This is a genomic window from Candidatus Pelagibacter sp. HIMB1509, assembly GCF_052047855.1.
Taxonomy (GTDB): domain Bacteria; phylum Pseudomonadota; class Alphaproteobacteria; order Pelagibacterales; family Pelagibacteraceae; genus Pelagibacter.
Genome location: NZ_JBNAIU010000001.1, coordinates 641,053 through 667,176 on the forward strand (window position 1 = coordinate 641,053; position 26,124 = coordinate 667,176).

Below are 26,124 nucleotides of genomic sequence, written 5' to 3' on the forward strand. Positions count from 1 at the left end.
ATATTTTAGTCTAATTTAATTTTTACAATTTATAATTGAAATAAAAAATAAAATAACATGTTGACACATTTTAAAAAAATTTTCACTTGGTGGAATCAAGATACTTTTGGCACAAGATTAAAAACAATTTTTTTTGGAAAACTTGCTGGAACAGATCAGTTTGGAAACAAATATTACGAAGATAAAAAAGGAAAGAGATGGGTAATATATTCCGATGTTATTGATGCATCAAAAATTCCAGTTGAGTGGTATTCATGGATACATTTTACACCTAATAAAATAGAAAAAAAACATGAGCTTGAAAAATATGACTGGCAAAAACCTCATCAATCAAACTTAACAGGAACTGAAGAAGCATATTATCCAAATAAAAATAAAGATGGTGTTAAAAAAAAATATTCTAGTTGGAAAGAGTAGTTTTTTTCTTTACTTACCAATCCTCTTTTTTCTATTTACAACTATTTCACATTCAAAAAGTCAACTTGAAGGTTCTTTTACAGAAATTAAGATTTTAGATAAAATTAGTTCTAAAAATACTTCATTAAAACTTAAAAATGGTCAATTGCTAAAATTTAAAGACTTATCAATTCAAAGTTTGAAATGTAAAAATTCTGAATTTGATGATAATCCAGAAATTACTGCTTACATACAAGTAAGAGATTTATCGAATCAAAACAACGATGAAGTTTTTGTTTTTAATGGATGGATGTTTTCATCAAGTCCTTCAATAACTCCATTTGATCATCCAATTTACGACGTGTGGCTAGTAAAATGTTATTAAACTATAGTATCTTTATCTAGCCAGCTTACATTAAAATCTGAATTGATAAATTTTTTATGATTTAACAATTTTTTGTGAAGTGGAATAGTAGTTGTAATACCTTCAATAACAAATTCATCTAAAGATCGGTTCATTCTTTGAATAGCTTCAGTTCTGTTTCGCCCATGACAAATTAACTTACAAACCATGCTGTCATAATATGGAGTGACTTTATAACCCTGGAATATAGCACCATCTACTCTTGTTCTAAATCCAGATGGCTGGTGGCACATGCTTATAACTCCTGGAGAAGGTTGAAAATTTTTACTGGCATCTTCAGCGTTTATTCTGCATTCAATAGCATGACCTCTTGGATTAATATCGCTTTGCTGTAGTGCTGTTTCTTCAGAAAATGCTATCCATATTTGTTCTTTAATAATATCTACTCCTGTTACCATTTCTGTAACAGGGTGTTCTACTTGAACTCTTGTATTCATTTCTAGAAAATAAAACTTTCCATCTTCATAAATAAACTCAACTGTTCCTGCACCCATATACCCAATTTTAGAGACCATTTTTATAGTTTTTTCAAAAAGATCTTTTCTAATTTCATCATTCAAAACAGGACTTGGGGTTTCCTCAATAAGCTTTTGATGTCTTCTTTGAACAGAGCAATCCCTTTCATGCAAATGTACAACTCTGTTTTTTCCTGCGAGTATTTGAACTTCTATGTGTCTTGGATTTTGAAAGAATTTCTCAATATACACTTCGTCGTTACCAAAGTATTTTTGTGCCTCTGACTTAGCTGTAGAAAACAAAGTTTCAAATTCTTCCTCTTTATGTACTATTTTCATACCTTTTCCACCACCTCCACCTGAGGCTTTAATCAGAACAGGAAAACCAATTTTTTTACAAAGGTCTTTTGCTTCATTAATATCCCTAACACCACCTTCAGATCCTTCAATAACAGGTAAACCATTTTCTTTAGCTATTCTTTTGGCTTGAATTTTATCTCCCATCATTTCAATGTGTTTGGAAGATGCACCAATAAATTTAATTTTATTTTCCTCTAAAATTTTAGCAAAGTTAGCATTTTCAGATAAGAAGCCATATCCTGGATGAACAGCATCTGCATTAGTCAGTTCTATTGCAGACATTAATGCGGGAATATTTAAATAACTGTTTGCTGGTTGATGAGAACCTATGCAGACACTTTCATCTGCCATTCTTACATGCATGCTTTCTCTATCAACATCTGAATGGACAGCTACAGTTGCTATACCCCATTCTTTGCATGCTCTTATAATTCTAACTGCAATTTCCCCACGGTTTGCAATTAAAATTTTTTTAAACATTATTTATTCTAAAATAAGAATTGTTTGACCAAACTCAACTGGCTGACCATCTTCAACACAAATTTCTTTTACGACACCGTCATGGGTAGAAGGTACATGGTTCATTGTCTTCATTGCTTCAACAATCATTATTGTGTCACCTTTTTTAATTTTTTTACCAACTTCAACAAATTTTTTTGCTCCAGGTTCTGGTGCATGATAAGCAGTTCCAATTATTGGAGATGTAATTTCTGTTCCAGATTTAATACTTTCAGTAGATTGAGAAGCAGTAGTTAAATTTGCATTGCTTACAGATGCTGGAATAGTTTGATTGTTAATTGATACGTTATTTTTTGAAACTTTAATTTTAGTATCTTTTTCAGTAATCTCTATTTCAGTTAAATTAAACTCATCTAAATAATTACTAAGTTCTTTAATTACGTTTTTATCTATTTTCATTTTGTAAAAGCTTTTGTAATGAAATTATGGCCAAAATATATCCTTCAGTGCCTAATCCAAAAATCCCACCTGTTGCAACTCCACTAATAAGTGATTTGTGCCTAAATTCCTCTCTTTTATATATATTTGATATATGCATTTCGATTATTGGTTTCTTGAACAATTCAAGTGCATCTCTTATTGCAACTGAAGTATGTGTAAATGCAGCAGCATTTATAATCATTCCATCATAATTTTTACGTGCATCTTGAATTGTATTTACTAAATCTCCTTCTAAATTCGATTGAATAAATTCACAGTCTAGCCCAATTTCTTTTGATTTTTTTAAACAATTTTCTTTAAGTTGTTCATAGTTACCTGATCCATATTGTGATTGTTCTCTTTCACCTAATAGATTAAGATTTGGACCATTAATAATAATTATTTTATTATTCATTCAGCTTTTATATACGATGAAAAAAATAAAAATCAAAGTAAATGGTAAAAACAGATTAATTTCTGAAACAAATAAACTTTCAGATTTGATAAAACACCTTAAAATTCCTCTGAAAAAAGTAGCAATTGAACTTAATGAAGAAATAATAGATAAAAAAATTGTTAACAAAATTAAATTAAAACAAAACGACAAAATTGAGATTGTTCATTTTATAGGAGGAGGATAACATGAAAAAAGATAATCTCATCATCGATAAAAAAAAATTTAAATCTAGATTAATTGTTGGTACTGGTAAGTACAAGACTATGTCTGAATGTGCCAAAGCTATCAAATTATCAGGAGCAGAGATAGTCACTGTTGCAGTTAGAAGAGTAAATATTTCTGATAAAAACAAACCTTTGTTAATGGATTATATAGATCCAAAAAAGATTACCTATTTACCTAATACAGCGGGTTGTTTTAATTCAAAAGAAGCTCTTAGAACTTTAAGATTAGCAAGAGAAATAGGTGGGTGGAAATTAGTTAAATTAGAAGTTTTAGGAGATAAGGAAAATTTATTTCCAGATATGATTGAAACATTAAAATCTACCGAAGTTCTTACCAAAGAGGGATTTAAAGTTATGGTTTATTGTAATGATGATCCATTAATGGCAAAAAGATTAGAAAATGTTGGAGCTGCTGCGATAATGCCACTAGCAGCACCAATTGGGTCAGGTTTAGGAATACAAAATAAAATTAATATTCAAATAATCAGGAAACAAACAAAACTTCCATTGATAATTGATGCAGGTCTTGGACAAGCTTCAGATGCTACAATTGCAATGGAGCTGGGTTGTGATGGAGTATTGGTAAACACTGCAATCGCAAAAGCAAAAAAACCATTTGATATGGCTCTTGCATTTAAAAATGCTGTTATTGCTGGAAGACAATCATATAACTCTGGAAGAATAGATAAAACTTTAATGGGAAACCCTTCTTCTCCACTAAAAGGTATTATTTAGTTTTTTTATAATATTTCTTTTTTTTATAATTTTTTTTTATTTTTTTAACTTCTTTTTTTTGAGAAATTTTATCTTCTTTATTTTGGGTTTCTAAGTTTTTTAATTTTTCATAATGTTCAATAAGCTCAATTGTTTTTTTTGATTTGTTTTGAATATTAATAATATATTCTGGTATTATTAAAGAATTGTCGCTAATGATATCGATGGTCATTTTATTCTTTTTTTCAAAATAAGTTAAATCGTTAACAAAATTTTCTTTTAAAAAATCTGAAACTTTTTCACATACTTTTACTTCAACAAATTTTGCTTTATTAATTACAGCCTTTAGTTCAACAATTTTTAACAATTTTTGTGCAAAAGATTCATCTGTCAAAGTCACCTTCCATTTTACAGCACTCTCTCTTAATCTTTGTCTAGACATCTCTAAAAGGCCAAAATTACTTATTCTTCCAATTTGAATTCTTGCTCTGTCTGATCTACATTTTTCCTTAAGTTTTCTCTCTACTAAGCGTCGGTTTCCATAACTAAGCATATCAATAAAGTCTATAATTATTAATCCTGACAAATCTCTAATTTTTATTTGTCTTGCAATTTCTTCTGCTGCTTCGATATTTGTGTCTAACGCTGTGCTCTCAACATTTTTACCTTTAATAGAGCTACCTGAGTTAATATCAATTGACACTAGCGCTTCTGTAGGATTAATTACCAAGTATCCACCAGATTTGAGTTTAATTTCCGAGTCAAAAATTTGATTTAATTTTTGCTCAATATTTTCCTCAATAAATAGTGGTATTTTTCCTCTATATTTTTTAACTTTTTTTACACTTGATGGCATCATTGTTTTCATAAATGACTGCGCTTTTTTATAGCCTTCATTTCCTTCAACAATAATTTGATTAGTACTATCGTCGTACATATCTCTTAAAGTTCTCTTAATAATTTCGCTTTCTTGATGAATTAAAGAGGGAGCTATAGAATTAATTGCATTATCTTTAATCTGTACCCAGGTATTAACAAGAGTTGTTAAGTCACTATTGATTTCGTTTTTTGTTTTGTTGCTACCTGCTGTTCTTACAATTAAACCCATCTCTTTAGGAATTTCAATTTCATTTAAAATAGTTCTAATTTTTTTTCTATCTGCAGGATTAAATATTTTTCTCGAAATTCCACCACCTTTAGGTGTGTTTGGCATTAACACTATATATTTTCCTGCAATTGAAATAAAAGTGCTTAGTGCAGCACCTTTTTGACCTCTCTCGTCTTTGATGACTTGGACAAGAATTACTTGATTAGGTTTGATTACTTCTTGAATTTTGTATCTTTTAAATTTGAATCTTTTTTCAGGTTTTTTTTCAGTTTTTTCTTCTGTATCTGAATTTTCTTTTATCTCTACTTCCTCTTTATCAGCTTCTACATCTTCAACTTTTTCATCTATTGGATCATCTATTTCAAGTTTCCCTTCAGCAATATTTTCTTCTTCTTTTGCCTCAACTTGTTTTGAAAGTTCTTCTCTTGCTTTTTCTTCTTCTTCTTTTATTTTTTCTAGGTCCGCTTTTGGTATTTGATAGTAATCTGACTGAATATCATTAAATGATAAAAATCCATGTCTTTCTCTTCCAAAGTCAACAAAGGCTGCTTGAAGCGAAGGTTCAATCCTACTTACCTTACCTAAATATATATTATTTTTTATTAAATTGTTTTTTAAACCTTCGTACTCGTAGTCTTCAATATTTTCACCTGATTTAAGAACAACTCTAGTTTCATTTGGATGCGATGCATCGATATATAAATTTTTTTCCATAATATGTTGATTGTTAACTTCATTAATTTTTTGTAATAAATTTTGTTTATCTCTGATGCCTTATCTTTAACAAATTCCAAGATATAATGGAAATAAAATGAGTAAATTATTCAAAAATATTCTGTTATTTTCCTCCACTATTTTAATATTATTGGGTATTTTGATATTTAGTATTTTATGGAAATACTCCAACGATATTCCAGATTATAAATTTCTTAAGAGTTATAAGCCACCAGTTTCAAGTAAAGTTTATTCAAGAAATGGAGAATTGGTTGCAGATTTTTCAAAAGAAAAAAGAGTTTTTGTTCCGTACAATGCTATACCAAAAAATGTAATTAATTCATTTTTATCTGCAGAAGATAAAAATTTTTTCTCTCACCCCGGTGTTGATGCGAAAGGAGTTCTAAGAGCATTTATAAACAATATTTCAAATATAATGGCCTCTAAAAGATTAGAAGGTGCCTCAACCATTACCCAACAAGTAGCAAAAAATTTTTTATTAACAAATGAAGTAAGCCTAAATAGAAAGATAAAAGAGGCAATTTTAGCATTTAGAATTGAGAGAGCATTATCAAAAGAAAGGATATTAGAACTTTATTTAAATCAAATCTATCTTGGTAGTGGAGCCTATGGCGTAGCTGCCGCAAGCTTAGAATATTTTGATAAATCTATAAGGGATCTTAATTATTCAGAAGCTGCATTGTTAGCTGCTTTACCTAAAGCGCCTAGTAAATACAATCCTTATAAAGATAAAGATTTAGCAAAATTTAGAAGAAATTTAGTTTTAAAAAATTTATATGAAAATAATTATATTACATCTGAGTGGTTAGAAAAATTAAGTAATCAAGAAATTAAATTAAAGAAAAAACAAAAAATATACTTAGAAGATGCACAATATTATATTGAAGACGTTAGAAAAAATGTCATAGAAAGTTTGACATACGATAAAGTTTATAAACAAGGTCTAAATATCAATACTCCAATAGATTTAGATTTACAAAAAATTGCAACTAATTCTCTAAGATCTGGATTAATTTCCTATGATCATAGAAAAGGTTGGAGGGGAGCACTAATTAACAAACCTTACAATTCAAATTGGTACAAAGATTTAGATAAATACAAACTTGAAAAATCAATTAATTGGAAATTAGCAATTGTAAAAAAATTAAATAAATTTTCAGCAATTGTAGAAACGATTGATAAAGATGATGGAGTTATTGAATATAAAGATATTTCATGGACAAAAAAAGAGTTTAACCAATTATTAAAAATTGGTGACATAATTTATGTGAAACAAATAAAAGATAAAAAGTATAGTTTACAACAATTGCCAAAAATAAATGGAGGAATTGTTGTAATGGATCCTTATACGGGAAGAGTTTTGGCTCTTAATGGTGGTTTTAGTTTTAAAAAAAGTGAGTTTAATCGAGCAACACAAGCAAAAAGACAACCAGGATCTGCATTTAAACCATTCGTTTATGCTCTTGCTTTAGAAAATAATTATACACCTACATCATTAGTTTTGGATGCACCCTTAGTTTTAGATCAAGGAGATGATTTAAAGTTATGGAAACCAGAAAATTATGGAAAAAAATTTTATGGTCCATCTACAATTAGAACTGGATTGGAGAAATCAAGAAATCTAATGACAGTTAGAATAGCTCAAGATTTAGGGTTAGATAAAATTATTAACTATTCAAAAAAACTTTCAATTTATGAAAATCCTGAGGAACTTTTGTCAATTTCCTTAGGTTCTGCTGAAACTACTTTGTTGCAGCTTACATCCGCTTATTCTGTTTTTGTTAATGGAGGAAAACTTGTTGAACCTGTTTTGATTGACAGGATTCAAGATAGTGAGGGAAATACTATTTATAATAATGATAAGAGATCTTGTGTAAATTGTGATGCAATATCCTATCTTAGTGACGATTATCCTGAGTTAAAAAATAAATTTACACGAATTTTTTCGGAAGAAACTGCATATCAAATGACGTCAATACTTGAAGGGGTGGTTCAAAGAGGAACCGCAAAAAAATTAAAAGATTTACAACTAAATATAGCAGGAAAAACTGGAACAACGAATAATAATACTGATACCTGGTTCATTGGTTTTACATCAAACTTGTTAGTAGGTGTTTATGTAGGAATGGATAGCCCAACACCACTTGGTAAATTTGAAACAGGATCAAAAACAGCTCTACCTATATTTAAAAATTTTATAAAAAATTCTGTTAAAAAGTCTGAGGCCAGACCATTTAAAGCTGCAAAAAATACAATTATGATGGTTGTGGATCCCTCAACAGGCCAGAAAGCTAAATTTACATCCAAAAATACAATAATTGAGGTTTTTAAAAGGAAAAATGTTGTAGATGGCAAAGTTCTTTATTCAAATTCTGATAGAATGGATATAAACAACATATTAAAGTTTTACTAATGGATAACAATTACCAAAATTACAAAGAAGAAATAAATAAGATTAATCAAAGAATTAAGGAGTATCTTTGAAAACAATAAAATTTACTCAAAACTTGAAAAATTAAATTCTCAAATGTTAGATGCCAATTTTTGGCAAGATAAAGATAATTCAAAAAAAGTTATAAAAGAGAAAAAACTCTACGAAGACCTAGTAAATTCTTTAAATCAGTCTATCCAAAAATTAAATGATTTTGATGATTTGAATGAGCTTGCTTTAGAGGAAAATAATCTGACAGTTCAGGAAGAAACATTACAAAATATTAAGGATTTAAAAAAAGAAGTAAAAAAAAACGAAATCAAATGTTTTTTATCAGACGAAGCAGACTCATTAGATTGTTATATTGAAATACACGCAGGTGCTGGAGGCACTGAAAGTCAAGATTGGGCAGATATGTTGAGAAGGATGTATTTGAAGTGGTCTGATAAAAAAAGTTTTACATCAAATTTAATTAGTGAACACAAAGGAGATGAAGCTGGTATTAAATCAGCAACAATAAAAATTGAAGGTGATTATGTATTTGGGTGGTTGAAAAAAGAATCGGGTATTCATCGTTTAGTTAGAATTTCACCATTTGACTCAGGAGCAAGAAGGCACACAAGTTTTGCAAGTGTCTGGATTTACCCAGTGGTGGATGAAAATATAAATGTTGAGATTTTAGAGAAAGATTTGAGAATAGATACTTATAGATCAAGCGGTGCAGGTGGACAGCATGTAAATACAACTGATAGCGCTGTAAGAATTACTCACATTCCATCAAAAATAGTAGTTCAATGTCAAAATGAAAGATCGCAACATAAAAATAAAGAAACTTGTATGAATATGTTAAAAGCAAGATTGTACGATTTTGAAATTAAAAAAAGAGAAGAGGAGAATCAAAGTTCAGAAAACAGTAAATCAGAAATTGGTTGGGGGCATCAAATAAGATCATATGTTTTGCAACCTTATAGATTGGTAAAAGATAACAGAACAAATTTTGAAAGCACAAGTCCAGATAAAATTCTTGATGGAGAATTAGACGATTTTTTGGAACAATCTCTTTATAAAATTAAATGAAAATAAATATTTTTAAATACTTTTTATTATTACTAGGATTTTTAATATCACTAATATTTTATTTAAGCATTGTTGGAATAGAAACCGACAAGTTTAATCAGCAGATAAAAGACACAGTTGTTCAAAGTAATAATAATTTGGATGTATCTTTAAAAAAAGTAAAATTAATTCTTGATCCACTTAAACTTAAAATAAATGCAAAAACTATTGGTGCAAAGATCTATTATGCAAATAGACCACTTGAGCTCGAATATATAAAAACTCAAGTATCACTTGATTCTATTCTTAAAAATAAATTAGTTTCCTCTAATTTTGAGGTGGCAACAAAGTCAATATTATTAAAGGATTTTGTAAAATTTATAAGAGCCACAAGTAACAAACCAGAATTATTAATTTTGGAAACTTTCATTAAAAAAGGACATGTAATTTTAGATCTAAATCTTAACTTAGATCAAAATGGAAAAATCAAAAATGATTATAAAATTAGAGGATTGTTAAAAGATGGAAAATTTAAATTTTTTAATGGACTAGATTTTAATAATATTAATTTTTTATTTAATATAGAAAAAGACAAATATTTATTTGAAGATATTAAATTTGCATCAGATCAAATTAATTTTTCATCTAAATTATTAAAAGTTAAAAAAAAGAATAATAATCATTATGTTGAAGGTAAAATTCAAAATTCCGAGGCAGTTTTATCTGATAATTTAATTAATATATTAAATTTAAATAACTTTAGTTTAAAAAATACCAAGTTTAGTTCTGAGAATATTTTTAATTTTGAAATAACTAATAAATATAAATTAACTAATTTAAAATTAGACTCTGACATAAATTTTAAAAAAGTTATTTATAATAATAATTTAATTCCAAATTATTTTTCAAATCAAAATAGTGAAATCTTATTAGATAATCATAAATTAAAATTAATTTATGAAAACAAAGCTCTTATAGCTAATGGTGCAGGTGAATTTAAGTTAGATAATAAAACAAATAAAATTGAATATACTTTTAAAAGAGATCAAAATAACATCGAATTTGAAACTAATTTAAATATTAAAAAAGGAACATTAAAAAATCAAAAAACTATCCAAGAATATTTTCCACTTATTAAGGATCAAATAAATATTGAAAATCATAAAATAAATTTAAAGTATAAAAACAAAGATTTTACCCTCAAAGGTGAAGGTAAAGTAAAACTTAATAAAGATTTTGATTATATTAAATATTTTTACAACAAAAATGATAAAGATTTTGAATTCATATCTGAAATTAATTTAAAAAGTGTTGATTTAAAAAATCAAGAATTCTTAAAACAATTTTTCCCTTATAGTAAAAAATTTCTTAACCTTCAAAATCATAAACTCAATATCAAATATAAAAATGGTTCATTAACTCTTTCAGGTAATGGAAATATAAAAATTGGTAAAAACTATGATGAAATAAATTACTTTGTTCTTAATGATAAAGAAAAAACCAATTTTGATTTAAAATTAATTTTAAATCAAACAGATTTTGAAATTAAAAATTTAAATTATAAAAAAAATATAAATGAAAAAACAAATTTAGTAGTTTCTGGAATATTAAAAAATTCAAAAAATTTAAACTTTGAAAGTATAAGTATTTTAGATAAGAGAAATAAAATTAAGATTAATAATTTAATATTAGATAAAGATTATTTAATAGATAGATTTGATAAAATTGATTTTGACTATATTGATACTGAGAATAAAGATAATCAATTTATTATTCAAAGACAAAAACAAAACGATTATAAGTTAAATGGATTGTTCTTGAATGCTAATTCAATAGTAACAAATTTACTTGAAAGTAAAAAGGAAAATGAAAATAAAATTTTTAAGAATAATTTTAAATTGAACTTAAATTTGAATGAAGTTTATATAGATGAAATTAATTTTGTTAAAAATTTACAAGGGTTAATTTTTATTAAAGATAATGAAGTAGTAGATGCAAATTTATCTGCAAATTTTGAAAATAATAAAAATATAGTTTTTTCTATTGAAACAAAGAATAACGGTGAAAAAATAACTAAACTTTATTCATCTAAAGCAAAACCATTGGTGAAAAGATATAAATTTATAAAAGGATTTGATGAAGGAGACTTAGATTTCATATCAACAAAAAAAAATGAAAAATCCGTATCAAATCTTAAAATTTATGACTTTAAGTTAAAAGAGGTCCCAGCATTAACAAAACTTCTAACACTAGCTTCCCTACAAGGAATTACTGATATTTTAACTGGAGAAGGAATAAGATTTGATGAGTTTGAAATGAAATTCAATAACCAAAAGAATCTTATGACAATAGATGAACTTTATGCAATTGGCCCAGCTATTTCGATATTAATGAGTGGTTATGTGGAAGAAGAAAAATTGGTAAGTCTGAGAGGGACTTTGGTTCCAGCAACAACTATAAATAAAACAATAAGCAAAATTCCATTATTAGGTAAAATTTTAGTTGGTGACAAAACAGGAGAGGGTGTTTTTGGGGTAAGTTTTAAAATTAAAGGACCACCAAAAGATCTTGAAACTTCAGTAAACCCAATAAAAACATTAACTCCAAGATTTATAACTAGAACTCTTGAAAAAATTAAAAGAAACTAACTTAATTCAATTTTAATGTGCCTTTTTTTACCTATAGAAAGCTTTAAATAATTTTCTGAAAATAGCTCCTGATTAATAATAAATTTTTCATCTGAAACTATAGCATCATTAATCTTAATAGCTTTACCTTTAATCAATCTTCTTATCTCACTTTTTGAATTTTCTGCTTTAGATAAAATTATTAAATCAATTATATTGACATTATTATCTAATTGTTTTGTTTCAATTTTAACGCTTGGTAAGTTGGAGCCCAAAGAATTTCCAGAAAATGCTTCTTTTGCTGCTTGTTCAGAATTTTTTGCAGTATCCTCTCCATGCAACATAGCTGTTGCCTTGTTAGCTAATAATATTTTTAATTCATTGATATTTTTTTCTTCTAAAGTATTGATTTCACTTATATCAATATCAGTAAACATTTTTAAAAATTTCATTACATCTCTGTCATCAACATTTCTCCAAAATTGCCAATAGTCATAAGCTGATAAATATTTTTCGTCTAACCAAATAGCACCATTTTCAGTCTTTCCCATTTTTGCACCTGTGGCTAAAGTAATTAATGGTGTTGTTAATCCATATGTTTGGTTATTAGAATATCTCTTAATAAGTTCAACACCATTTACAATGTTTCCCCATTGATCAGAACCACCTATTTGTAGAACACAATTTTCTTTTTTATTTAATTCTAAAAAATCATAGGCTTGGAGTATCATGTAATTAAATTCCATATAACTAAGTGACTGTTCTCTTTCTAATCTTAGTTTTACACTATCAAATGTAAGCATTCTATTGATCGTAAAATGTTTTCCTATATCTCTTAGAAAAGAAATATAATTTAAATCTTTAAGCCAGGTATAATTATTGACATAAATAGGTGAAGTTTTTGGATCGTCACTGTCTAGAAATTTTTTTAAGATATTTTGAATGTTTTTAATATTTTTTTCAATTTCATTTTCATCTAAAATTTTTCTTGTTTTATCTTTTCCTGAGGGATCACCTATTCTTGTTGTTCCACCTCCCAATAATACTATTGGTCGGTGACCATTTTTTTGTAACAATCTCAAACACATGATTTGCAACAAACTACCAACATGCAAACTTTCAGCAGTGCAATCAAATCCAATATAAGCTTTAATTTTTCCTTTATCTAATAAATTAGATAAGTCAGCTTCACTAGTACATTGATAGAAATATCCTCTATCTTTAAATTCTTTTAAAAATTTATTCATAAGACTATAGTTACTATATACAAATTTTTTTTAAAAATAATATCAATGAAAAAAAAATTATTTTCAGCTATGGGCTTAATGAGTGGCACATCTATGGATGGAGTCGATGTTTCAATAATTAAATCTGACGGATATGATGAGGTAGAACTAATTTTTGATCAATACTTTGAGTACGATATTCATCTCTATAGGCAATTATCAACCTTAAGAGACAAAATTAAAAGTAGTGAAGATTTGACAAAATATTCAAAGGAATTGAGTGATTTAGAGAGAGCTTTAACTATTTTTCATGCTGAAAAGATCAGCAAAATAGCAATAAAAAATGAAATTGATCTTATAGGTTTTCATGGTCAAACGATTTTCCATAACCCTCAAATTAAAATTACTAAACAACTAGGTGATGGAAATTTATTATCTCAATTATTAAAAAAACCAGTAATTTACGATTTTAGACAAGCAGATATTGATAACAATGGTCAAGGAGCACCTCTAACACCAATTTACCACAGATTATTAGTTAATAATTTTTTAAATAAAGAAAAAGATAATGCAGCTCAATCTATTTGCATTGTTAACATTGGAGGAATATCTAATGCTACATTAATAAATTACATATCCAATAATATAGAAAATGATTTAATTGCTTATGATATTGGCCCAGGTAATTGTTTAATAGATGAATGGATCAGGAATAATTCAAATTTAACCTTTGATGAAGATGGTAAAATTGCAAAATCTGGAAAAATTGATCAATTAATTCTAAATCAAGCAATAGATAATTTCAAAATTGAGACTTATTCAAAATCACTTGATGTAAAAGAATTTGATATATCTTTTGCAAGAGGTTTATCTTTAGAAGACGGGTGTTCAACAATTACAGAATTTACAGCATATTTGATTGCAGAAGGAATCAAATTTTTAAATAAAAATAATTCTAACAAATATTTATTTTGTGGTGGAGGTCGAAAGAACAAATTTTTGATTGAATCAATTATTAGAAATTCAAATTTAAATAGGAATAATTTCGATATGATAGATAATTTTGAGTTGAATGGAGATTATATCGAGTCCCAAGCGTTTGCTTATTTAGCTATCAGATCTAAATTAAATTTACCAATTTCTTTCCCAAATACTACAAGATGTAATGCTTCGGTCATTGGAGGAAAGTTAGCAAATAATTATTAGTATAAAGCTGTTTCTTTTTTTATATATTTATCCAAAGTTTTTGTTAAAGCGTCATCAGTTTTAGAAAAGAAATGATTTGCTTCAGTTATTGTTTGGAATTCAACTTTGATACCTTTTTGAGCGCTTAATCTTTTATCTAATTCAGTAATATATTCTACTGGCACCAATTCATCTTTTTTTCCATAAACAACCATTCCAGATGTTGGACATGGAGATAAAAAAGAAAAATCATAGACATTAGGTTGTGGAGATATGGCTATAAATCTATTTATTTCCGGTCTTCTCATAAGCAGCTGCATTGCAATCAAAGAACCAAAAGAAAATCCAGAAACCCAACATTGCGAATTATCAAAATTTTCTCTTTCCAACCAATCTAGTGCTGCTGCAGCATCTGCCAGTTCACCTTGACCATTATCAAATTCTCCATCACTTTTTCCAACTCCTCTGAAGTTTACTCTGCAAACAGAAAAATCATTTTCCATGAATGTATGAAATGTATCTACAACTACTTTATTGTTCATGGTTCCCCCATACTGCGGATGAGGCTGTAGGACTAATGCAATAGGTGAAGTGTTTTTTTTACTTTTATAATATTTAGCCTCTAATCTACCAGCAGGTCCAGGTATGAAAATTTCTAAAATTTTATTATCCATATGTGCAATTGATTATTGTTCTCAAAAAAAAGGTACGTTTATCACAACTGAGCGACAAAATGGTAGTCTTTTTTTACTTTATAAACTTGACCATTTTAGTCGGGTATGTATAAAAAGCCACATTTTAAGGGTAAAAATGAAACTAACATCAAAAGGAAGATATGCCGTAATGGCATTAGTTGATCTAGCAAGGTTTGATAATATCAACCCTGTATCATTAAGAGATATTTCTTTAAGACAAGGAATTTCATTAGATTTTTTAGAGCAAATTTTTTCAAAACTTAAAAAAAACCAAATTGTGAAAAGTATTAGAGGTAATCAAGGAGGTTACATTTTATCAAAAGACCCTAGTGAAATAAAACTTACAAATATTTTCAATGCAGTAGATGAGAAAGTTAAGACTGTTCAGTGTAAAAAAGAATCTAAAAAAGGTTGTAACGGTAAAGCTACGAAATGTATTACACACAATCTATGGGATGAACTTGAGGTTCATATTAATACTTTCTTTGAAAATAAAAGCTTAAACGACTTATTAAAAAATAATAAAGAGAACAGAGTATAGTATGGATAGTAGGCAGAAAGAAATAGATAGTTTGAAAGATTACAAATATGGTTTTTCAACAGATATAGAAAATACAAAAGCACCCAAGGGTTTAAATGAGGATGTAATAAAATTTATCTCCAATATTAAAAAAGAGCCTCAATGGATGTTAGATTTTAGATTAAAAGCTTTTGAAAGATTTAAACAACTAAAAGAGCCTGATTGGCAGAAACCAAAATATCCTAAAATAGATTATCAGGATCTTTACTACTACTCAGCTCCCAAAAGCATGAAAGATAAACCAAAAAGTTTAGATGATCTTGATCCTAAATTATTAGAGACATATAAAAAATTAGGAATTCCTCTTCAAGAGCAAGCAAGATTAAATGGTATTGCTGTGGATGCAGTTTTCGACTCTGTTTCTGTTGCAACTACATTTAAAGAAGAACTTACTAAGCAAGGAATTATATTTTGCTCGATGTCTGAAGCTATTCAAAAACATCCTGAATTAGTTAAAAAATATCTTGGATCAGTTATTCCTACAACTGATCATTTTTTTGCAACTCTTAATTCTGCAGTCTTTACTGATGGCTCATTTGTATACATTCCAGAAAATGTTAAATGTCCTATGGAATTGTCTACTTACTTTAGGATCAATGCATCAGAAACAGGACAATTTGAAAGAACATTAATCATAGCTGATAAAGGAAGTTATGTAAGCTACCTAGAAGGATGTACAGCTCCAATGAGAGATGAAAATCAATTGCATGCAGCTAATGTTGAATTAATTGCTCTTGACGATGCAGAAATAAAATATTCAACAGTTCAAAATTGGTATCCAGGAGATAAGGATGGAAAAGGTGGAATATATAATTTTGTTACTAAAAGAGGATTATGCAAAGGTAAAAATTCTAAAATTTCTTGGACCCAAGTAGAAACTGGTTCAGCAATTACTTGGAAATATCCAAGTTGTATTTTGAAAGGTGATAATTCAGTAGGTGAGTTTTATTCTATAGCGATTACAAACAATCATCAAAAAGCTGACACAGGTACTAAAATGATACACTTAGGAAAAAATACAAAAAGCAAAATAATTTCAAAAGGAATTTCAGCAGGTAAATCAGATATGATGTACAGAGGATTGGTAGATATATCATCAAAAGCCGATAATTCTAGAAACTTTACTCAATGTGACTCTTTACTAATGGGTAACAAATGTGGAGCTCATACAATTCCTTATATCAAGAACAAAAATCTTAAATCAAATATAGAACATGAAGCAACAACATCAAAAATTAGCGATGAACAACTATATTACTGTAATCAAAGAGGATTAAATCAAGAAGAAGCAGTTAGTTTAATTGTAAACGGTTTTTGCAAAGAAGTTCTGCAGCAGTTACCAATGGAATTTGCAGTAGAAGCACAAAAACTTGTAGGTATTAGTTTAGAGGGGAGTGTTGGATAGATGTTATCAATAGAAAATCTTAAAGCAAAGATTGATGAAAAAGAAATATTAAAAGGTTTAAATTTAGATATTAAACCAGGAGAAGTTCATGCAATTATGGGTCCAAATGGATCTGGAAAAAGCACATTATCAAATATTTTATCAGGCAAAAAAGGTTACGAAATAAATGGTAAAGTTACATTTGATGGAGAAAACTTATTAGAATTAGAAACAGAAGAAAGAGCTCATAAAGGAATTTTTTTAGCGTTCCAATATCCAATGGAAATACCAGGTGTTAATACAAATACTTTTTTAAAAACTTCAATAAATGCAATTAAAAAAGCTAGAGGCGAAAAAGAACTAGATGCAATTGAGTTTTTAAAATTAATAAAAGAAAAATCTGCAGAGCTTAAATTTGATGAAAAAATTTTAAACCGACAACTTAATGTTGGATTTTCAGGTGGAGAAAAGAAAAAAAATGAAATTTTACAAATGTCTATCTTAAATCCAAAATTATCAATTCTAGATGAAACAGATTCAGGATTAGATATAGATGCTTTAAGGATAGTTTCAGAAGGAGTTAATTCACTAAGAAATAAAAACAATTCTTTTTTAATAATAACTCACTATCAAAGATTATTAGATTATATCAAACCTGATTTTGTTCATGTTCTTAAAAATGGACAAATTATAAAATCAGGTGATTTTGAATTAGCAAAAGAATTAGAAAAAGTAGGTTATGAGGATTTTAATTAATGCAAAATGAACTTAAATTAAGTTTTGATAAAATTATTAGTCTAAATAATTTTTCTCATAGTCAGAAAAAAATTAAAAAGGAAAATTTTAATAATTATTTTGAGAAAGGTTTACCTAATAAAAGAAATGAGGATTGGAAATTTTCAGATATAAATCAAATAATTTCAAAAAATTTTGACAGTTTAAACTTTTTTGTTGATCAAAAAATAGTTTTTGAAGAAAAAGATTTTCCACTAGATTTTGAACATAATAAAATAACTTTTGTTGATGGAAAATTATATGATTTTGATTTTAAACACGAAGACAAAGATAAAATCTTAGTTGATCAGAACTTAGACTTAGATGATACTATTTATCAAAATACTCTTTTAAATTTGAATTCAGCCTTTCTTGCCAGTAACTCGAAAATTACTATTAAAAAAGGCTACAATGTTAAAAAACCATTGATTTTATTTAATTATTTGAGCGATGGTTTAAAGTCTTCTGCAATTAATTCTAGAGTAGATATTAATTTAGAAGATGACAGTTCATTGTGTGTAGTTAATTTTTTAAATGAAAATTCTGAAAAAAATTTCATTAATTTTAGACAAAAAATTAAGATTGGAGATAATTCAATTTTAAAAAATTATAGCCTAGATTCAAATACTTCGGAAAATATAAAGTATTTCAACAAAGATATTAATTTATCTAAAAATAGTCATTTAGAATATTTTATTTTATCAGAAGGTTCTAAATTTATTAAACAAGATATCAATTGCAATCTAGATGATGAATATGGTTCTATTGCATTAAATGGAATTATCAATTTAGAAAATGAAAAACATCATGAAATAAAAACTGTAATTAATCATAAAAAAGAAAATTGTAAAAGTTATCAATTAATTAAAAGTGTATTGAATGATAAATCAAAAGGTATTTATCAAGGTAAAATTTTTGTAAGTCCTGAAGCACAAAAAACAGATGGATACCAATTAAGTAGAGCTTTATTGTTAAATGAAAGCGTTGAATTTAATGCGAAACCAGAATTAGAAATATATGCGGACGATGTTAAATGTTCACATGGATCTACATCAGGAAATATTGATGAAAATTCAATTTTTTATTTAATGTCAAGAGGTCTCAGTTATTCAGAGTCAAAAAAATTATTAACAAATGGTTTTCTTAACGAGGTAATTGAAAAAATTTCTAATGAAGATGTAAAAAAATTAGTTAAAAAATTATCAGGTATAAATGTATGAATATAGATCAAGTTAAAAAAGAATTTCCAATATTTGATAAGAAAATCCAAAATAATGATTTAGTATACTTGGATAGTGCAAATTCATCACAAAAACCAAAAGTAGTGGTAGATAGAATTAATGAATTTTATACTAAACAATTTTCTAATGTTGGAAGAAGTGTTCATTATCTTGCGGTTGCTGCAACAAATTTATATGAAAATACAAGAACATCTGTACAAAAATATATTAATGCTAAAGATAAAAATGAAATAGTATTTACCAAAGGTGCTACTGAAGCATTAAACCTTGTTGCAAACACATTGGGTCAAAATCATTTGAACGAAGGTGATGAAATATTAATTACCGAATTAGAACATCACTCAAATTATGTACCTTGGCATTTTTTAAGAAAATCAAAAAATATAAAGATAAATTTTGCTGAAATAAACGAAGAGGGAGAAATTACACTAGAAGAAATTGAAAAGAAAATCACTCCTAATACAAAAGTTATTTCAATTACTCATTTATCAAATGTGACTGGAGCAATATTACCAGTAAAAGAAATTACTGATTTAGCACATTCAAAAGGAATAATAGTTGTCGTAGATGGTTGCCAAGGAGCTCCTCATTTAAAGCTAGATATGCAAGACTTAGATTGTGATTTTTATGCAATTTCTTGTCATAAAATGTATGGCCCTACAGGATTAGGGGTTCTTTATGGTAAGAAAAAGTGGTTGGATGAACTTCCTCCTTATCAAGGTGGTGGCGGAATGATTAGAGAGGTTAAAAAAGATAGAATTACCTACGGTGAATTACCTAATAAATATGAAGCTGGAACTATGGCTACAGCGCAAGTTATTGCTTTTGATCAATCAATTAAATTTCTGGAGAGCATAGGTATTGAAAATGTTATGAAACATGAAGCGGAATTAGTTGAGTATGGCCAGGAATTATTAAAAAAAAATAATTCAGTAAAATTAGTTGGAAATCCGAAAAATAAAGGTGGAGTTTTGTCTTTCACTTTAGAAGGTGTACATCCTCATGATATCGCAACAATTTTAGATGAAGACGGAGTTGCAATAAGAGCTGGTCATCATTGCTGTCAAATTTTACATGACAAACTTAATATACCAGCGAGTGCACGAGCTTCCGTTGGAATATATAATACCAAAGAAGATTTAGATAAACTTAATGATGCAATAAATAAGTGTAAGAAAATATTTAATTTAAAATGAATTTAAAAGAATTATATCAAGAAATAATTTTAGAGCATGGAAAAAATCCAAGAAATCTTCGTAAGACAGAAGATTTTAATAAAGATGCCAAAGGCAACAATCCACTTTGTGGTGATAACGTTCATGTCTATTTAAAATTAAATGGTCAAAGAATTGTAGAAGATATTTCATTTGAAGGTAGTGGTTGTGCAATTTCTATGGCTTCTGCATCAATAATGACCGATTTAATTAAAGGCAAAAATGAGTATGAAGCAAAAGAAATTATTGAAGATTTTTTGGGTATGATTAAAGAAAATCCTGAGCTTAAATCAGAAAATCTTAAAGAAGATGAAAAAACAAAACTAATGTGCTTATCTGGAGTAAAACAATATCCAATGAGAGTAAAGTGTGCCACACTATCTTGGCATACACTAGTCTCAGCTTTTGATAATAAAACTGATGAGGTTAAAACAGAAAATTAATTATGTCGAAAAAAGATCAAATTATTGAAGAAATTAGAAAAATTTACGATCCAGAGTTACCAGTGAATATTTATGAACTAGGTTTGATTTATGATATAAAAGTTGAGGATGATAAATTTGCAAAAATTAAAATGACTTTGACCACTCCTAATTGTCCAGTTGCTGAAAGTTTACCTAAAGAAGTTAAAGATGGCGCAATGCAAGTTGAGGGTATTGAGGACGTTGATCTTGAATTAGTTTGGGACCCACCTTGGAATAAAGACATGATGTCAGAAGCTGCAAAACTGGAGTTAAATTTATAATGAATCCAATTATTAAATTAAGTGATAATGCTGCGGAAAGAATTAAAGAAATTATGTCTAATGCAGAAAAAGACTCTTTAGGTGTAAGAGTTTCAGTTAAATCAGGAGGTTGTGCTGGTATGTCTTACGTCATGGAGTATACCAAAGAAGTAAATCCAAATGATGAAGTCATTGAGGAAAAAGGTGTGAAAGTGTTTGTTGATTCTGCAGCTATTATGTATTTGCTTGGAACAGAAATGGATTACAAAAAAGAAGAGCTATCTTCTTCGTTTGTATTCAATAATCCTAACGAAACAGAAAGATGTGGATGCGGGGAATCCTTTAAAATCTAGCAAAAGTTGAATATTCCCATTTAACGCATATCAGTATTGCATCGTACGCATACCTAATATATATATCTAGGTATGAATAAATTTGAATTTAAAAATCTTGTTAAAAACCTAAAAGATACAATTAAAGAAAGAACTTTCTTTAAAGATTTACGTAAAGAAGTTGAGACCGGTGCAAACGGTACTCAAGATTACGTTGTTAAAAAAGGTATTAACAAAGATACAATTGCAACAACCAGACAGTAATTAAATATTAACTACTGTAATACATCTCAAACTCTACAGGATGAGGTGCGTGTTCAAATTTATGAATTTCCTCAAACTTAAGAGCTATATAAGCATCGATTTGGTCGTCAGTAAATACACCACCTTGAGTTAAAAACTCTCTATCCTTATCTAAACTTTCCATTGCTTCTCTTAAAGATCCACAAACAGTTGGAATAGCTTTGACTTCTTCTGGTGGTAATTCATATAAATCTTTATCAAAAGACTCACCTGGATGTATTTTATTTTTAATTCCATCGATACCTGCCATTAACATTGCTGCAAATGTTAGGTAAGGATTACCTGCTGCATCTGGAAATCTAATTTCACATCTTGCACCTTTTTTACTTAAAGTAATTGGAATTCTACATGATGCCGATCTGTTTCTTGCAGAGTAAGCTAATAATACTGGAGCTTCAAAACCAGGGATTAATCTTTTGTAACTATTTGTTGTAGAGTTAGCAAAAGCATTAATCGCTTTAGCATGTTTTAAAATTCCACCAATATAGTGTAATGCAGTTTCTGAAAGTCCTGCATATGCTTCACCTGAAAATACAGGAGTATCACCTTTCCAAATAGATTGGTGAATATGCATACCTGAACCATTATCACCTGCAACTGGTTTTGGCATGAAGGTTGCAGTTTTCCCAAATGAATGTGTTACCATTTGAACTACATACTTATAAAGCTGAACATTATCTGCTTGGTCAACTAAAGTTCCAAAATACATACCAAGTTCGTGTTGACTTGGAGCAACTTCATGGTGATGTTTTTCAACTTTGATGCCAACTTCTTTTAAATTTTTTAAATATTCACCACGCATATCTTGTTCACTATCTACAGGTGGCACAGGAAAATAACCTCCTTTGATTTGAGGTCTATGTCCCATATTTCCATTTTCATATTCTTTACCTGAATTATATGGACCTTCTTTACTATCAATTTTAAATCCACTTTCATTCATGTCATTTTTAATTCTTACATCGTCGAAAACAAAAAATTCTGGCTCAGGTCCAAAAAACGCTTTATCACCAATACCTGATGCTTTTAAATATTCCTCTGCTTTTTTTGCAACTCCTCTTGGATCTCTTTCGTAAGGATCTTTTTTGATTGCATCTAAAATATCACAGAACAAAACTACAGTATTATGAGACGTGAAAGGATCCATGAACATTCTTGCAGTATCAGGTTTTAAAATCATGTCAGATTCGTTAATTGCCTTCCATCCAGCAATAGATGAACCGTCAAAAAACACTCCATCATTAAGCATGTCGGCATCCACTATTGATGCATCCATAGTTAAATGTTGAAGTTTTCCTCTTGGATCAGTAAATCTTAGATCCACAAATTCTGCTTCTTTTTCTTTCATAAATTTTAAAACGTTTTCTGCACTCATTTTGTCTCCTATGTAATTTTGATGGAGCTTAATTAGCAAAAAAAAGTTAAAAAATAATGCTTATTTAATAAATAACACCTATGCATTTTTTACATAAGTAGTGTATCTACTCAATCAAATTAGGGAATTTTATAAATTCAATGGAATCAATACTAAATAAAGAACCGGTAAAAAGGGCAAAAAAAGCTCTTAAAACATTTGATCAAAATTTAAATGTTATCGTCTTAGAAAAAACAGCAAGAACGGCCAATGATGCTGCTACAGCTTTGGGTTGCAACGTTGGTGCTATTGTTAAAAGTTTACTTTTTAGGGCAGGTGACAACTATATATTAAGCTTGGTATCTGGAGACAAGCGTTGCTCGTTAAATAAGTTAAAAAAAATTCTCAATGAAAAAGATGTGTCTATGGCATCTCCTGAGGCAGTTAAAGAAAACACTGGATATACAATTGGTGGAGTGTCTCCAGTAGGGCACTTGAAGCGATGTAAAATCTTTATTGATAAAAGTCTTGAAAGATTCCCAGATATATTTGGTGCAGCTGGACATCCAAATGCTGTTTTCAAAATAAATTATAATAAGTTAATTGAAATAACAAACGGAACACCAGAAGATATTATTGAATGAGAGAACCAAAACTAATTGATTATAGTTTATTAACGTTGTTAGCATTGATTTGGGCATCTGCTTTTTTTAATATTAAAATAGCAACCTACTCGTTTGGACCTGTTACGATTGCATTTCTAAGAGTTTTTTTTGGTTCAATTCCAGTTTTACTACTTTGCTTTTACAAACAAATTAAAATCGAGGCATTTTCAAAAGATTGGCATTGGTTTGCAATGATTGGATTTATAAATTTAGTAGCTCCGTTTTTTTTAATAGCATATGGCGTTAAATCTGTTCAAAGTAACTTGGCAGCAATTTTAATGTCAACGACTACATTAAGCTCAACTGTTCTAGGACATTTTTTTACTAAAAATGAAAAATTTAATTTAACTAGGACAATTGGAATTTTAATAGGATTTTCAGGAATAGTTTATTTATTTTCAGATAATTTATTAATTAATGAAAATAACTTTACTTCAGCATTATTAATTTTGTTAGGATCTACCTGTTATGTGATTGGAGGTCTTTTAACACTTAAAATTAGCAAGAAAAAAAATGAAAATGTTACCAGTTCAATTTTGATTTGGGCTACTATTATATTATTACCTTTAGTATGTTTGATTGAACAACCTTGGAAAACTGTTCCAAGATTAGATTCTACTATTTCAGTTATTTATCTTGGTTTGGTATCTACTGGAATTGCCTGGTTATTGAGATTTAGAATTTTAATTAACAATGGTTTAATTTTTCAATCTCAAGTATCTTATCTAATTCCAATATTTGGTACTATTTTAAGTTATATCTTTTTAAAAGAATTGGTTACTACTAAAGTTATAATTTCGTTGATAGCAGTTGTTATAGGTATCTATTTTGTAAAAAAAGGTACAAAAGTTAAATAGTATTTTTTATTGCCTCTATATGAGAAGGACGAGTTTCACAGCATCCTCCAAGAATAGTTGCTCCATTTTCTCTAAATTTTTTTGCAAACATTGATATTTTTTCAGGATCTAAATCTTTTCTTTGACCTAAAAAACTATTGGGGTTAGATCCATCATTTTCTTTATACTGAGAAGTATAACCACCTTTTGGTTTAGTTGTTACAAATCCGTTTAATTTGAAACCAAATGGAACTTTAAGTTTTTGAATTTCATCTAAATTATTCTCATAATTTTCAGGCGAAACACATGCTAGAATTACTCCTAGGCAATTTTCAGTAATTATTGAATTAATTTCAGAAATTTTTTCTCCACTTGGTAAAGAGTTACCTTCAGAAATATGAACCCCAACTAAGTATGGTTTATTAAATTTCTTAATAGCTTCTATTCCGCATCTAATTTCTTTGATACTGCTCCAGACATCAAAATAGAAAAAATCTACTGAAGGGTTTAGTATTTCTGCTAATTCCGAATGATCGTTTGTGATTTCTTTTTCACTTCTCTTGTCTTCTTCATATGTCAAATCTTGAGGCGGGAGTCCTCCTGCAATTTTAATATGTGGATTATTTAATTTAGCTTTTTGTGCAATTTCACAGGCTTTCTGATTTAAGAATTTAAATTGATCTTCTATTCCATTTTCTCTCAATCTTTTTCTTCTGGTTGTAAAAGTTGTAGTTACAATTACATCAGCTCCCGATTTAATAAAATCATTATGAATATTAAGTATTAAGTTGTGGTATTTTTCCTCAATTAAAGCATTTGCACTCCACAAAGTTCCTTTAGGTTCCATACCTCTGGCCAATAACTCTTGACCCATTCCACCATCTAAAATTTTTGTTGTTTTAAAAAAATCTTTATTCATTTTATCCTCACTTTTTTAGTGCTTAAGCTACATGCAGGTGCACAATATAGTTCAACTACCTTGCTAATTAGATCTATTGGGAATTTCCATTTTAGCAGTTTATGCCCGCAATAGGATCAAATCGGCAACTAGATTTATATAATATTATTAAAATTTGTAAATTATTTATTAAAAATTATTTTAGCATTGAAAGAAAACGATCTTCTTTCTTCCTCAATATTAAAGGGGTAGGCTGTATGCATTAAGTAGTTTGGAAATATTAAAAGATCGCCTGTTTTTGGTATCAAATTAAAAATACTTTTTGAAAGAAAAGCTCTTTGTCCATTTATAAAATCAATTGTTCCATTTGTTCTTATTTTTTTATTTTTAACATTTTTATTTTTTGTCATATGTTTTGGAATTTTTAAATAACCAACACCTGATAAGTCCCCTTCATGATAATGTATAGGATTATACTCATTTTTATATTGGCTAACGACCCACAGGTTTAAAATTCTAATTTCTTTAATTTTTTTAATATGCTCTTTAGTTAGAAAAATTTTAATATTTTTTATTAATTCTTTTTCCAAATTTTTTTTTATAAAACTTTTAGAAATTTGAACTTCTTTTCTAATTTGACTTGCTAATTTTGAACTATAATCATTTGATTTTGAGAATATTTTTGTATCAACTTCATTGTTAAGTTTTTCTAAAAATTTTTTAGAAATTTTAGATTTTCCTATTGAAGGCCCAAATGGTTTAAAATTTTTCATCAGAGATTAAATAT

28 protein-coding genes and 1 riboswitch are annotated in these 26,124 nt (G+C 28.1%); of the genes, 19 read left to right on the forward strand and 9 right to left on the reverse strand.

The features are described from left to right. Window positions 1-57: 57 nt before the first annotated feature. On the forward strand, window positions 58-417 hold the full coding sequence (locus ACTTBO_RS03295; RefSeq protein ID WP_440656393.1) for an NADH-ubiquinone oxidoreductase subunit NDUFA12 family protein: 360 nt from the start codon (window positions 58-60) through the stop codon (window positions 415-417). Continuing rightward, a complete protein-coding gene (locus tag ACTTBO_RS03300) occupies window positions 380-781 on the forward strand; it encodes a DUF2155 domain-containing protein (RefSeq protein ID WP_440656394.1) in 402 nt (133 codons plus the stop codon). Before ACTTBO_RS03295 ends, ACTTBO_RS03300 begins: the two co-directional genes overlap by 38 nt. On the opposite strand, the gene accC is transcribed toward ACTTBO_RS03300, so the two are convergent. From accC to aroQ, 3 genes are read right to left on the reverse strand one after another with little or no spacing between them, the layout of a single operon-like run. Then, window positions 778-2,115, reverse strand: coding sequence for an acetyl-CoA carboxylase biotin carboxylase subunit (gene accC, locus ACTTBO_RS03305; protein ID WP_440656395.1), 1,338 nt, complete (start codon window positions 2,113-2,115; stop codon window positions 778-780). The genes ACTTBO_RS03300 and accC overlap by 4 nt on opposite strands. A gap of 3 nt (window positions 2,116-2,118) precedes the next feature. After that, entirely contained in the window at window positions 2,119-2,553 is a 435-nt protein-coding gene (locus ACTTBO_RS03310; protein WP_440656396.1) for an acetyl-CoA carboxylase biotin carboxyl carrier protein, read from the reverse strand. Then, window positions 2,540-2,989, reverse strand: coding sequence for a type II 3-dehydroquinate dehydratase (gene aroQ, locus ACTTBO_RS03315; protein ID WP_440656397.1), 450 nt, complete (start codon window positions 2,987-2,989; stop codon window positions 2,540-2,542). The genes ACTTBO_RS03310 and aroQ overlap by 14 nt, the downstream gene beginning before the upstream one ends. 16 nt (window positions 2,990-3,005) lie before the next feature. Between aroQ and thiS the strand changes: the two genes are divergently transcribed. After that, window positions 3,006-3,215 carry a sulfur carrier protein ThiS gene (thiS, locus tag ACTTBO_RS03320; RefSeq protein WP_440656398.1) on the forward strand — a complete coding sequence of 70 codons (210 nt, stop codon included), beginning with the start codon at window positions 3,006-3,008 and terminating at the stop codon, window positions 3,213-3,215. A gap of 1 nt (window position 3,216) precedes the next feature. Continuing rightward, window positions 3,217-3,990, forward strand: a complete 774-nt coding sequence (locus ACTTBO_RS03325; RefSeq protein WP_440656399.1) for a thiazole synthase — start codon at window positions 3,217-3,219, stop codon at window positions 3,988-3,990. On the opposite strand, the gene ACTTBO_RS03330 is transcribed toward ACTTBO_RS03325, so the two are convergent. Then, window positions 3,983-5,791 carry an Rne/Rng family ribonuclease gene (locus ACTTBO_RS03330; RefSeq protein WP_440656400.1) on the reverse strand — a complete coding sequence of 603 codons (1,809 nt, stop codon included), beginning with the start codon at window positions 5,789-5,791 and terminating at the stop codon, window positions 3,983-3,985. The two genes, ACTTBO_RS03325 and ACTTBO_RS03330, sit on opposite strands and share 8 nt — an antisense overlap. A gap of 97 nt (window positions 5,792-5,888) precedes the next feature. On the opposite strand from ACTTBO_RS03330, the gene ACTTBO_RS03335 reads away from it, so the two are divergent. From ACTTBO_RS03335 to ACTTBO_RS03345, 3 genes are read left to right on the forward strand one after another with little or no spacing between them, the layout of a single operon-like run. Next, on the forward strand, window positions 5,889-8,225 hold the full coding sequence (locus ACTTBO_RS03335) for a penicillin-binding protein 1A (RefSeq protein WP_440656401.1): 2,337 nt from the start codon (window positions 5,889-5,891) through the stop codon (window positions 8,223-8,225). Between the two features lie 36 nt (window positions 8,226-8,261). Beyond that, the gene (gene prfB / locus ACTTBO_RS03340; RefSeq protein ID WP_440657126.1) at window positions 8,262-9,320 is read left to right on the forward strand and encodes a peptide chain release factor 2; all 1,059 of its coding nucleotides are present in this window, start codon (window positions 8,262-8,264) and stop codon (window positions 9,318-9,320) included. Continuing rightward, window positions 9,317-11,947, forward strand: coding sequence for a hypothetical protein (locus tag ACTTBO_RS03345; protein ID WP_440656402.1), 2,631 nt, complete (start codon window positions 9,317-9,319; stop codon window positions 11,945-11,947). Before prfB ends, ACTTBO_RS03345 begins: the two co-directional genes overlap by 4 nt. Here the strand turns inward: ACTTBO_RS03345 and tyrS are convergent. Beyond that, window positions 11,944-13,173: a tyrosine--tRNA ligase gene (tyrS, locus tag ACTTBO_RS03350; protein ID WP_440656403.1), complete on the reverse strand. Its 1,230-nt coding sequence runs from the start codon at window positions 13,171-13,173 to the stop codon at window positions 11,944-11,946. The genes ACTTBO_RS03345 and tyrS overlap by 4 nt on opposite strands. A 45-nt stretch (window positions 13,174-13,218) precedes the next feature. On the opposite strand from tyrS, the gene ACTTBO_RS03355 reads away from it, so the two are divergent. Further along, window positions 13,219-14,358, forward strand: coding sequence for an anhydro-N-acetylmuramic acid kinase (locus ACTTBO_RS03355; RefSeq protein WP_440656404.1), 1,140 nt, complete (start codon window positions 13,219-13,221; stop codon window positions 14,356-14,358). Here ACTTBO_RS03355 and ACTTBO_RS03360 read toward each other — a convergent pair. After that, the gene (locus tag ACTTBO_RS03360; RefSeq protein ID WP_440619478.1) at window positions 14,355-14,999 is read right to left on the reverse strand and encodes an alpha/beta hydrolase; all 645 of its coding nucleotides are present in this window, start codon (window positions 14,997-14,999) and stop codon (window positions 14,355-14,357) included. The genes ACTTBO_RS03355 and ACTTBO_RS03360 overlap by 4 nt on opposite strands. Window positions 15,000-15,147: 148 nt before the next feature. Between ACTTBO_RS03360 and ACTTBO_RS03365 the strand changes: the two genes are divergently transcribed. The 9 genes from ACTTBO_RS03365 (at window position 15,148) to ACTTBO_RS03405 (ending at window position 21,545) form a co-directional block, all read left to right on the forward strand. Then, the gene (locus ACTTBO_RS03365) at window positions 15,148-15,573 is read left to right on the forward strand and encodes an Rrf2 family transcriptional regulator (protein ID WP_440614619.1); all 426 of its coding nucleotides are present in this window, start codon (window positions 15,148-15,150) and stop codon (window positions 15,571-15,573) included. Window position 15,574: 1 nt separating this feature from the next. Continuing rightward, window positions 15,575-17,017, forward strand: coding sequence for a Fe-S cluster assembly protein SufB (gene sufB, locus ACTTBO_RS03370; RefSeq protein ID WP_262589522.1), 1,443 nt, complete (start codon window positions 15,575-15,577; stop codon window positions 17,015-17,017). Further along, entirely contained in the window at window positions 17,018-17,752 is a 735-nt protein-coding gene (gene sufC / locus ACTTBO_RS03375; protein ID WP_440618646.1) for a Fe-S cluster assembly ATPase SufC, read from the forward strand. After that, window positions 17,752-18,990, forward strand: coding sequence for a Fe-S cluster assembly protein SufD (gene sufD, locus ACTTBO_RS03380; RefSeq protein ID WP_440656405.1), 1,239 nt, complete (start codon window positions 17,752-17,754; stop codon window positions 18,988-18,990). Before sufC ends, sufD begins: the two co-directional genes overlap by 1 nt. Beyond that, complete coding sequence (locus ACTTBO_RS03385; protein WP_440656406.1) at window positions 18,987-20,207, forward strand: aminotransferase class V-fold PLP-dependent enzyme; 1,221 nt, start codon at window positions 18,987-18,989, stop codon at window positions 20,205-20,207. The genes sufD and ACTTBO_RS03385 overlap by 4 nt, the downstream gene beginning before the upstream one ends. Continuing rightward, the gene (gene sufU / locus ACTTBO_RS03390) at window positions 20,204-20,668 is read left to right on the forward strand and encodes a Fe-S cluster assembly sulfur transfer protein SufU (protein WP_440656407.1); all 465 of its coding nucleotides are present in this window, start codon (window positions 20,204-20,206) and stop codon (window positions 20,666-20,668) included. The genes ACTTBO_RS03385 and sufU overlap by 4 nt, the downstream gene beginning before the upstream one ends. Window positions 20,669-20,670: 2 nt before the next feature. Further along, the gene (locus tag ACTTBO_RS03395) at window positions 20,671-20,970 is read left to right on the forward strand and encodes an SUF system Fe-S cluster assembly protein (protein WP_075506523.1); all 300 of its coding nucleotides are present in this window, start codon (window positions 20,671-20,673) and stop codon (window positions 20,968-20,970) included. Further along, on the forward strand, window positions 20,970-21,302 hold the full coding sequence (locus ACTTBO_RS03400; RefSeq protein WP_075506524.1) for a HesB/IscA family protein: 333 nt from the start codon (window positions 20,970-20,972) through the stop codon (window positions 21,300-21,302). Before ACTTBO_RS03395 ends, ACTTBO_RS03400 begins: the two co-directional genes overlap by 1 nt. Window positions 21,303-21,374: 72 nt before the next feature. Continuing rightward, window positions 21,375-21,545, forward strand: coding sequence for a hypothetical protein (locus ACTTBO_RS03405; protein ID WP_428080472.1), 171 nt, complete (start codon window positions 21,375-21,377; stop codon window positions 21,543-21,545). Between the two features lie 7 nt (window positions 21,546-21,552). Here ACTTBO_RS03405 and glnA read toward each other — a convergent pair whose 3' ends face one another. Then, window positions 21,553-22,959, reverse strand: coding sequence for a type I glutamate--ammonia ligase (gene glnA, locus ACTTBO_RS03410; protein ID WP_440656408.1), 1,407 nt, complete (start codon window positions 22,957-22,959; stop codon window positions 21,553-21,555). Window positions 22,960-23,099: 140 nt separating this feature from the next. Between glnA and ACTTBO_RS03415 the strand changes: the two genes are divergently transcribed. Both ACTTBO_RS03415 and ACTTBO_RS03420 read left to right on the forward strand, forming a co-directional pair. Next, the gene (locus ACTTBO_RS03415) at window positions 23,100-23,582 is read left to right on the forward strand and encodes a YbaK/EbsC family protein (RefSeq protein WP_440656409.1); all 483 of its coding nucleotides are present in this window, start codon (window positions 23,100-23,102) and stop codon (window positions 23,580-23,582) included. After that, a complete protein-coding gene (locus ACTTBO_RS03420; protein ID WP_440656410.1) occupies window positions 23,579-24,460 on the forward strand; it encodes a DMT family transporter in 882 nt (293 codons plus the stop codon). Before ACTTBO_RS03415 ends, ACTTBO_RS03420 begins: the two co-directional genes overlap by 4 nt. On the opposite strand, the gene ACTTBO_RS03425 is transcribed toward ACTTBO_RS03420, so the two are convergent. After that, window positions 24,453-25,358 (reverse strand): homocysteine S-methyltransferase family protein, encoded by a 906-nt coding sequence (locus tag ACTTBO_RS03425; protein ID WP_440656411.1) that lies wholly within the window; start codon window positions 25,356-25,358, stop codon window positions 24,453-24,455. The two genes, ACTTBO_RS03420 and ACTTBO_RS03425, sit on opposite strands and share 8 nt — an antisense overlap. Before the next feature lie 7 nt (window positions 25,359-25,365). Next, a riboswitch (SAM riboswitch) is annotated at window positions 25,366-25,428 on the reverse strand. 91 nt (window positions 25,429-25,519) lie between these two features. Beyond that, window positions 25,520-26,110 (reverse strand): putative 2OG-Fe(II) oxygenase, encoded by a 591-nt coding sequence (locus ACTTBO_RS03430; RefSeq protein ID WP_440656412.1) that lies wholly within the window; start codon window positions 26,108-26,110, stop codon window positions 25,520-25,522. Between the last annotated feature and the right edge of the window lie 14 nt (window positions 26,111-26,124).